This is a genomic window from Mesorhizobium sp. M4A.F.Ca.ET.050.02.1.1, from assembly GCF_003997725.1.
Classification (GTDB): Bacteria; Pseudomonadota; Alphaproteobacteria; order Rhizobiales; family Rhizobiaceae; genus Mesorhizobium.
Genome location: NZ_RZSG01000377.1, coordinates 1 through 5705, shown reverse-complemented (window position 1 = coordinate 5705; position 5705 = coordinate 1). Strand labels below are relative to the sequence as shown.

The window sequence follows — 5705 nt, the reverse complement described above, 5'->3', positions numbered from 1 at the left end:
TTTCCAAATAACGCGTGTCGATGTCGTCGAGAGCAACGAATTCCTCGACCTCCAGGGTGTGGGCGGACGTCAGCTTGAGCTTTTTGATGTCGTCGGGCGGAACTTCGATGAATTCCCCCTTTTCGACCTCGTATCCCTTCGTCTGGTCTTCTGCCTCGACGATGTCGCCGGTCTCCTCATCGACGTAGGCGCTCTTTACCGGAAGACCGTCCTTCCGGTTGAGAATCTTGAAATGGATTTTCGAGGCTTCGCTGGTCGCGCCGACCAGCTTCACGCCGCAGGAGACCGAACCAACTTTCAGGAAGCCTTTCCAAACCGCCCGCGGCGCCGCCATTGTTGTTGCCTCGTTTTTCTGGAGCTCTACCGAAATACTCAGCAGCCGGAGAGGTTCCAAACCGCCGGTATTAGACTTGGCAGCCTCGCGAGGACAATGATCAAAACAGACATGGGATAGTGTGCCGACAATGCAGCACCAGCGATCAATTCGCGGCGGACTCAGCTTAGCAGCCTTCCGCCATCAGGGATCGCACCATGGGGACCACAACTGGATCGTAGGGGACTTTTTCGGTTCTGCTGTAGTTGATGGTGACGAGCGCGGCACGGAGTCATTGCAGACGGCAATGGCACGGACATATCGGATCTGGCCATTGTTGATGCCCGAGTAACTGGCCCATCGCGGCGTGACGCGCCGATACGTCAGCTTCCAGCCGGCCTTTTCGTCCTCAACCATCCGATGCTCGATCTCGGCCCGAAAACTGGCCTGGCGAGCCTAGCGCCCCACACGGCGAGAAAGGCTTCGTTTGCGCCCTGAAAAGCCGCCCCGGTCCGAGCGCTGGGTCAAGACAAAGCCTGGGGGCACATCGAATGTGAAGCCAAACTGCCTGACCCCGAAGGCTGACACGCTTGCGCCTGGAGAAGCGTGCTGAAAAATAGGATCGATACGAAACTCAGCAGAAAGCGATCATCGGCGTGATTAGCGCCGCCTTATATAGCGTCCAGACGGAACAAGGTCGCTGACAAGAAAAAAGTTTGCGCCTGAGGCTGTTGAAGATGGCGCGAGGGGTCACCGGGAAGGAAGTCGCCTATCCAGTGGGACGGGACAAGGCGGTGAATTAGGTCAGCTCGATTAAATGCCTGATGACGTCATCGGTTTTGACGGGCTTCACAAGACGCTGAACGCCAGAAAATTCGCTTGGGACAATGGTCCGGTCATATCCGGTGACGAATATGAACGGGATACCGTGCGCCTTCAATTCGACCGCGACGGCGAAGGTCGCGGCACCACCCAGCTTTATGTCAACCGTGGCGCATTCGACGTCCTCGCTGGCGATTTTCCTCGAAGCATCTTGAGGATTGGCCACCGGACCAATTATCCTGCCGCCAGCTTCCCTGATCGCCTCTTCGAGTTCGGCTGCGATCAGATACTCGTCCTCGACGACAAGGACCCTGCGTCCCTGCAGGGGCGCTGCCGGCTTGAATTGGCCTGAATTAATGGAAACGACAGAACATAACATCGACGCCCCCTTTTGGGTTGTCGGGTCACGAAGATAGCCTATACCTGTTGGGGGGATTTGCGAGTCATTTGGTGAGAACCGAATAGCCCGGCTGCTCAGCAGCATGACCGAGCGACAGGACCGGTGCCGGGCTATCCAGTAAAGCCCGTTGCAGGGGTTGGTTGGCAACGGGATTTTCGACATGGTACGCGTGATAGGCGGCGCAGTTCCCGACAATTTTAGACTTGGGGGCTGTCAACCTACGTCCATTTGAGGGGCGCCCGTTCCCTGTGCACTGCGCCTTGTCTGGACAAAGTCGCATATGAGGAGGGGGCGAGCCGCGCTCGCATGGAAAACCGGAACTGGGCCGTAGGCAACGCGTTGATCGGCAGTTGCGTGGGGTCGAGTGATGAGTGACCTTTCAGAGTTATCTGGGAAGAGGTGGCGAACTCCTCCCTGCGCTGACCAATCGGAAAAGAAGCCAAGCCGATGCCCTACCGGGCGATGCTCCACACTTCCCAAATGACCTGGAGCCAGTGATCCGGTCGCCTATAGTGCGGGTAATCCAATAAGTGCCGCTGTCGTGTTCGGTCAATCATTTCGACACCAAGCAGCTCGTTTTCCCTGATCCTAAAGGCGGTCGTTTTCAGCCACGCCGTCGAGTTACCGCTGTCTGATTACCGGTGGCCATAGATTCGAGCACAACCGTTCCCCGACCTCGGAGTGGGCGTGCAGGAATTGTGGCGGGCGGGCGCAGGGGGCGGCCGAGGCTGATTCCAAATCACGAAATATTTCCGTCGGAACAGAGCGCGAGGGCCACAGTTGAGTATGGTTAGGAAAAACTTACCAACAAGGCAGGAGAAGAACATGGCCAATCAAGGCGGAAATCGCGAACAGCATGTGAAGGCAGGACAGCAGAGCCGGAAAAACACCGGGGATGAGGATCGGCGCCGCGGCAGCGGCGGCGAGCAGCAGCGCGACGACGACAGGCGGGGTCAGCAGCAGGCCGATGACAAGCAACGCGGTGGCCAACAGCGCGGCGGCAGCGGCAACTTTGCTGACGACCGCGAGAAGGCTTCGGAAGCCGGTCGCAAAGGTGGTCAGTCTTGAGAGAGGAAGCGGCGCTCCCAGGCGCCGCTTCTTCTTAGCCATTCAGAAGGAGAAAACGCAATGCCGACGAAATCGGAAAACGGTTTGGAAACCCTGTTTGTGGATGGTCTGAAGGACCTCTATTACGCGGAAAAGAAGATCCTGAAGACATTGCCGAAGCTGGCGAAGGCCGCACAATCCGAACAGGTAGGCGCTGCATTCGAGAAACATCGGATGGAAACAGAACGCCAGGTAGAACGGCTCGAACAGGTTTTCGAGCAACTCGGCAAACCTGCCAGAGGCAAGACGTGTCCGGCCATCGACGGCATTCTGGAAGAAGGCTCGGAGATTCTCGAGGAGTATAAGGGGGCGCCCGCCCTCGATGCCGGCCTTGTAGGTGCCGCACAGTCGGTTGAGCATTATGAGATTGCCCGCTACGGGACGCTCATCGCCTGGGCGGAACAACTCGGCATGAAGGATGCCCTCCCGCTGTTGCGCGAAACCCTCAAAGAAGAGACGGCGACCGACGAAGCGCTCAGCGCTTTGGGCGAGAGCGATGCCAACGAGCGCGCCCTGCAAGCGGCCTGACCACCCTCGACAGCGGCTCCGGCGCTTGTCCGGAGCCGCATGGTGCTACGATGAACATACCGATGCCACCCAACCTCCCGATTGAACAACCAGCTAGTGTGATGTTACCGGCAGCATCGGCGGCCGAAGCCGTCTCGGAACGTCAACGATGCATAATGATCCTGCAGGAACGAGCGCGCGCCTTTGAACGACTAAAACTGTTCAATGTTTCACGCGCTCTGTCGTCAGTTGCTGAAGAGATAGCAACCGCTGACATCAGGAGGAAAATCTCATGACCGACGACAAGAGCAAACGTGACTATCACGACCGCGACCGCGTGTCGGGGGATGAAGAATACGAGGTAGGCTACCTCGCCAGCAGGTTCGGTCTAACGATCCCGGAGGTTCGCGAGCTTATCAGGAAGCACGGGAATGACCGCGGGACGCTGGAGCGCGCAGCCGAACAGCTCGGCAACAGGTAGATGGCCATCGACTTTGCAAAATGACCAAGCTTTCCGATCTAGGGCCGCCGATTACCGGCGCGCGACACGGCAGTCAGCCGGCTAGCGAAGGCGACCATTTTGTGTGCGGTCAAGCGGTCGGCTGGCGCGACCTGCGGCAAGTCATTTGGCATGAGCAGCCCAAACACCAGCGGTTGGATGTCGACTCCTAAGTGCCAGTCGGGTGTCAAGCCTAGGTCTTCTTCACAGGCTTCGGCTCAGTGGCTTGTTTTGCTTCGCGCAAATCCTTCAACCTTCTGGTCCTTTCAGCGCGCGCCGCTGCCTCCATCTTGATAATTTCGCGCGCAGCCCTACTCGTTCGGTCTATTCGTTGGTCTAGTTCTGAATGGGTCTTTGCTGTCATCGTCATCCCAGGCGGCCACGGCCGCATCATATTGCACAAACGAAGCCCGCACCGGGAGGGACCGGTGCGGGCTCCATTTCGGGCTAGCTGCCCGAGGCGGCGCCACGGAGTTGTGATCTGGAATGCGCCGCCAACATGAAAACCGCGAGGCGGCCGCATTGTTCCGGCATGAAAAAGCCCGCGCTACGGAGGAACCGATAACGCGGGCCGGCTGATGTTTTTGCCCCACCAGCCTACGCCGAACTCCAAGCAGCCTCATCCGACGCAAGGGCCTAACTATTCGAACCCGCTAATGTTCCGAGCGCCCAGCCCGGAATCTTCCGGAACAGGGTCTCAGCCCGGGGATCACCGGAAATATCCTGATGTGGGGTGCCATGATAGCGCGGTGCTTTTTATTGCCCTATTGATCATTCTCACGTTCGGACCGCCTGCCGCGGGATCGTAGGAGCATGAGGGCCGCATGCGCGCGGCGTGAACAGCATATGGCTTTCGTGGCCGCCTGCGTTATCTAATCGATTGGAAATCCGCAGTGGCGTCGTGCGCTTAGCCCAATATGCCGGCCCTCTTTTCGTTATAGGGCTGCTTGAGTTCGCCCACCATTTTAGCAAGTTCTGAGAACGGCGGAATCTCGGTTTCCGACTGAGCCAAGTTAGCCAACTGAAGCAGTCTCAGCGGAAAACACACAGCATCGCGATTTGACGGGGACATATCCTCGTAAAGCCGTGCGTCGTCCAACAGCGAATCCTCGGCATGTTGTAGGGCGCTGTCAATTTCGTCGATCGAAAGAACTCCCTTGTGAACCAGGAGATTGTTGATTGACGCAACGGACATGAGAAGGCCTTCAAGTTGCAAGTTGGCGACGTTCATCAGGTTTTCCTCCCAGATCGCCGAAAAGGATTACAGCAGACCCTGTAGGGAGAAAACTGGGTTCAGGGAGAGATGTTCCCGGGAACGCGAATTAATCTCGGCTGGCATTGCCTTGGTCGGAACGGAGCAACATGCCAGCCTCCTTTGCCGCAGCTTCGAAGGCTTTGCGTATGACCTGCGGGTCGATTGGATCGCCCTCCAGAGCTGACAGGCAAAGGATCATTGCCTTGTGCCATCCGGGGCCCCGCTTCGACCACTTGACGAGTTGCTCGGCCGCTTCCTGGACGTGGTTAACTTCATAACGCCTGTCCGGCCGGCCCGCTTGCACATAGACCGGAGAATAGAAGCGCCGCCTTGCCAGCGTGTGATTGAGCCTGCCGGCCTTGCCGGGGAGCAGCGCGCTCATACCTGAGAATGGACGCCGCGAATTTCTTGCGCGACCGCCTTCAACGCCCTGGCTACCGGGAACATTTTCTTTCGCTCAAAATGTAAGGCCTGCATGTCGGCTATGTCGGCGCAGCGCTTGCGTTCCAAGCCGGCTTCTACCGCGGCTGGCTGAATTTGTGTCGCTTCCATGGTGACACTCTTCCTTCTAGAAACCCTCGGAAAACAAAACTCGGCAAGCGCGCAAAAGTTGCCGGAAATCGCGATCCTGATCGGGTGGGAACTGGTGCCCTAAACCAACGTTTGTTGCGCAGCATCATCCAAGGTTTGTGTCATGGAAAAGACGTTCAATCGAATGGCGGAAGTAGTTGCTCACGCCACAGGCAGGCCGTGGGCCTTCGCGCTTTGCTTGGGATCGGTTTTGACCTGGGCGGCCACAGGC

7 protein-coding genes and 1 pseudogene are annotated in these 5705 nt (G+C 57.8%); 4 read left to right on the top strand and 4 right to left on the bottom strand.

The features are described 5' to 3' along the window. On the bottom strand, positions 1-334 hold a 334-nt coding region (locus tag EOA33_RS22005; protein WP_348628254.1), incomplete at its 3' end, for a Ku protein. A gap of 796 nt (positions 335-1130) precedes the next feature. Here EOA33_RS22005 and EOA33_RS40695 point away from each other — a divergent pair. The 4 genes and pseudogenes from EOA33_RS40695 to EOA33_RS21980 all read left to right on the top strand — a co-directional run bounded on the left by EOA33_RS40695 (position 1131) and on the right by EOA33_RS21980 (position 3630). After that, on the top strand, positions 1131-1487 hold the full coding sequence (locus EOA33_RS40695; protein WP_245455596.1) for a hypothetical protein: 357 nt from the start codon (positions 1131-1133) through the stop codon (positions 1485-1487). A 1035-nt stretch (positions 1488-2522) separates the two neighbouring features. Next, positions 2523-2597 (top strand): annotated as a pseudogene (locus EOA33_RS40690) (KGG domain-containing protein); the annotation flags it as partial. 66 nt (positions 2598-2663) lie between these two features. Then, entirely contained in the window at positions 2664-3170 is a 507-nt protein-coding gene (locus EOA33_RS21985) for a ferritin-like domain-containing protein (protein WP_126056300.1), read from the top strand. A gap of 271 nt (positions 3171-3441) precedes the next feature. Beyond that, the gene (locus tag EOA33_RS21980; RefSeq protein WP_126056301.1) at positions 3442-3630 is read left to right on the top strand and encodes a DUF3606 domain-containing protein; all 189 of its coding nucleotides are present in this window, start codon (positions 3442-3444) and stop codon (positions 3628-3630) included. Positions 3631-4555: 925 nt separating this feature from the next. Here the strand turns inward: EOA33_RS21980 and EOA33_RS21975 are convergent. From EOA33_RS21975 to EOA33_RS39175, 3 genes are all read right to left on the bottom strand, one after another. Further along, the gene (locus EOA33_RS21975) at positions 4556-4879 is read right to left on the bottom strand and encodes a hypothetical protein (protein WP_126056302.1); all 324 of its coding nucleotides are present in this window, start codon (positions 4877-4879) and stop codon (positions 4556-4558) included. Positions 4880-4970: 91 nt separating this feature from the next. Beyond that, entirely contained in the window at positions 4971-5285 is a 315-nt protein-coding gene (locus EOA33_RS21970; protein WP_126056303.1) for a DUF982 domain-containing protein, read from the bottom strand. After that, positions 5282-5455, bottom strand: a complete 174-nt coding sequence (locus EOA33_RS39175) for a hypothetical protein (RefSeq protein ID WP_189375215.1) — start codon at positions 5453-5455, stop codon at positions 5282-5284. The genes EOA33_RS21970 and EOA33_RS39175 overlap by 4 nt, the downstream gene beginning before the upstream one ends. Positions 5456-5705 lie beyond the last annotated feature (250 nt).

Excerpts from the sequence above, each read along its gene's own strand:
- EOA33_RS40695 (WP_245455596.1), top strand. The coding sequence starts at position 1,131 with ATGCCTGATGACGTCATCGGTTTTGACGGGCTTCACAAGACGCTGAAC.
- EOA33_RS21985 (WP_126056300.1), top strand. The coding sequence starts at position 2,664 with ATGCCGACGAAATCGGAAAACGGTTTGGAAACCCTGTTTGTGGATGGT.
- EOA33_RS21980 (WP_126056301.1), top strand. The coding sequence starts at position 3,442 with ATGACCGACGACAAGAGCAAACGTGACTATCACGACCGCGACCGCGTG.
- EOA33_RS21975 (WP_126056302.1), bottom strand. The coding sequence starts at position 4,879 with ATGAACGTCGCCAACTTGCAACTTGAAGGCCTTCTCATGTCCGTTGCG.
- EOA33_RS21970 (WP_126056303.1), bottom strand. The coding sequence starts at position 5,285 with ATGAGCGCGCTGCTCCCCGGCAAGGCCGGCAGGCTCAATCACACGCTG.
- EOA33_RS39175 (WP_189375215.1), bottom strand. The coding sequence starts at position 5,455 with ATGGAAGCGACACAAATTCAGCCAGCCGCGGTAGAAGCCGGCTTGGAA.